A 2,750-nucleotide genomic window follows, 5' to 3' on the forward strand; every position below is an offset into this window, starting at 1 on the left:
GACCGTTGAGCACCCCGGCATCGCGGTTGTTGGTGCGGGCCAGCACCTGATCGCCCACGGCGAGGGTGAGAGTGCGCCCGTCAGCGAGTTGCCACGTGTGCCCGGTGCCGAGTTCGCCGGCGCTCACGCGGGCCTGCCGGGCGCGGTCGTTGAGGTCGTCGACGTCGACGTTGCGGTGCGCCAGCAAGAGCAGTTGCGCGATCCGGTCGTGCGGGTCGTCCCACCTGGTGCGGGCCTGCGCCCACTCGGCGACGATCGCCTCCCGGGCCTGCTCGGGTGTGGCGGTGACGTGTAGCCGGCCGCTGGAGTTCCACGCACGCAGCGCCGCACGGCGCTGATCATCGCGCCACAACGCCAGGGCGGCGCGCTCGTCGGTGTCGACCTGGCGGCGGTTCTCCGACAGTTCGAGGCCGGCGACCAGGGCATGCGCGGCGGCGAACGTCCCACCAACGCCGGGGGCTTTGAGCTGCAACGGGTCACCGATCGCGATGACCTGCGTGCCACTCTGACCGGCTGCGGTCAACAGCCGGGCCATGTCCCGGTCGTCGACCATCGCGGCCTCGTCGACCACCAACACGTCCACCCCGCGCAGGCCCTCGCCGTGCTCGATCCGCCACAGCCAGGACGCCACGGTGCGGCTCGGAATCTGCGCCTCGCGTTGCAGGTTCTGCGCGGCGACCGCCGCGGTAGCGGCTCCGGCCACGTGGTGATCGGCCAGCGCGTGCGCGGTCCTCAGCGCCGACATGAGCGTGGTCTTGCCCGCCCCGGCGGCGCCGATCACCGTGTCCAGGCCGTGCCCACCGGTCAACAGCCGGTCCAGCACGGCCCGCTGCTGCGGGCTGAACGTCATGCGGTTGCCCAGCTCGAACAGGCCGATCGCGTCCGCGGCCTGCGTCGCGTCGACGGCCGCGTACCCGGCGGCGAACCGGTCCCGGGCGGCGGTCAGCACGGTGCGTTCCGCGTCGACGATGTCGACGGAGGTGTAGCGGGAGGCGTTGCTCAGGTGCACCGCGCCGGCGGGCGGAAGCGACACGGCGACCGGCTCGGCGAGCACCTGATCGGTAAGGGTTTCGGCCTGCTGCAGGTCGCTGATCCCACCCGGTTGGGCGTCCATCACCGCAGCCAGCACGTCGGCCGTCGTGGTGACTTTGCGGTGCCCGGTCAGCCCTTGCTCGGCGCGGAAGACATGCCCGGCCACCTCGGCGACGGGCATCGGTTCGGGGGCGGGGCGGCCCGGTCCGGGCATCGCCTCGGCCATCAAAGCCGCCGGGTCCACGTCCACGGCGGCGGCCTGGCGGTGCCAGTCCTCGCGCAGATCCACACTCGCGCCGGGCGTCAGTTTGGCCTCGCGCGACTTCGCGGCGGCCTGCTTCGCCTGCGCGGTCGTGGCCTGCTCAGGGTCGTGTCCGTCGGCTTGCAGCTGCTCGGCCACACGCCCGGATCGCTTCGCGAAGACCTCACGCAACCGCTCCGGCACGGCCGCAATCTCCCAGGCGCCGGTGCGCTCGTTGCGGGCCCATCCGATGCCCCACCGCTGGTGGGTCAGCTCCCGCAAACGCGCCTTCATGAACGCGTCGGCCGCGGCCGCGTGCCGGTGGATGTCGCGGCCGCCAGCGCCGACCGTGGACCATCTACCGTCCACGCCGCGGACCAGGTTGAGCAGCGTGACGTGCGCGTGCAAGTGCGGATCCGGGGCCGCCCCCGGGACCGGCCGGGCAGTGCGGTGCACCGTCATCCAGCCGAGCAGGCCGGTCCCATCGACACGTTCGGCGCGCTGGCCGTCGCCGTGGTGACCGCGCATCGCGTAGCCAGCCCACCCCTGCACCGCGGTGACGGTTTCACGGACCGCTTCCAGGTAAGTGTTCTCCAACGCCGCGGCCGTCTCCGGCGGGGCCATCGCCATCAGCACCGAGTACGACTTCGGCAGATCCAAGGTGAGGTCGTAGCCGCGGTTTCCGACCGCCACCCGGGCATCGGCGAACCGGCGGGCGTGCTCCAGCTGGTCACGGTCGTAGACCTCGGCGAGATCGATTCCGGCCGCCTTCGCGACCGCTTCCAGGTCGCGAACCGGGGCCCGATGCGCCACCGTTTCAGGGCTCGAACCGGCGCCGCCGGCGCGTCCCTCCGCGCGAGCGACACCGCGTAGCAGACGCCCATACCGGGCCACCTGGCGCGGCTCGGACAGCAGACCCGCAACCGGGATTCCGGCGTCCGCGGCGGCCTTCCGGACCGCCTCCACAAGCGGCGCCGCGTCGAGCTTCGCTTCCGGATGGACCGCCATTTTCGGGGCCACCAAGACCTCACCGGTACGCGGATCGCGGCCGTCGGCGAGCGCCCGCGCGGCCTCGATCCCGGCCTCATCGAGCACGCTGCCGGGCTCGATGCCGACCTCGCGCAGGCCCTCGCCGACCCACTCCAATGGCCGGTCGGACTCCAGCCGGTATTGCACCTGACTGTCGTTGTCGGCGCTCAGCGAGCACCCGGCGTCGGACTTGAGGCGATAGTCGATCTGCTGCATGGCGGGGCCGAGCGTGGTCACCCAGGCCATCGCCCCCACCTCCTAGATCATCCCGATTTGCCGATCTTGCACGCATTCAAGATCGACAGTCTCGTATCGCAAGATACCTTGGTACTTCAAGATCTTTTGACCTTGGGAGCCGGGCTCAACGTGAGGCCGGCCGGGATGCCTGACCTAACAGGCCCGTCAGGGCCTGGAGGGCAGCATCCCGGCTCGGCCGGGGAGGGCAGGG

General features: G+C 71.7%; 1 protein-coding gene. It reads right to left on the reverse strand.

Annotated elements, in window-relative coordinates; all coding sequences use genetic code 11:
* Positions 1-2,548 (reverse strand): MobF family relaxase (gene mobF / locus K228_RS0124415; protein ID WP_025620716.1); only part of this gene is annotated, 2,548 nt, incomplete at its 3' end.
* Positions 2,549-2,750 lie beyond the last annotated feature (202 nt).

Source organism: Salinispora cortesiana, assembly GCF_000484695.1.
In the GTDB taxonomy this organism is placed as follows: domain Bacteria; phylum Actinomycetota; class Actinomycetes; order Mycobacteriales; family Micromonosporaceae; genus Micromonospora; species Micromonospora cortesiana.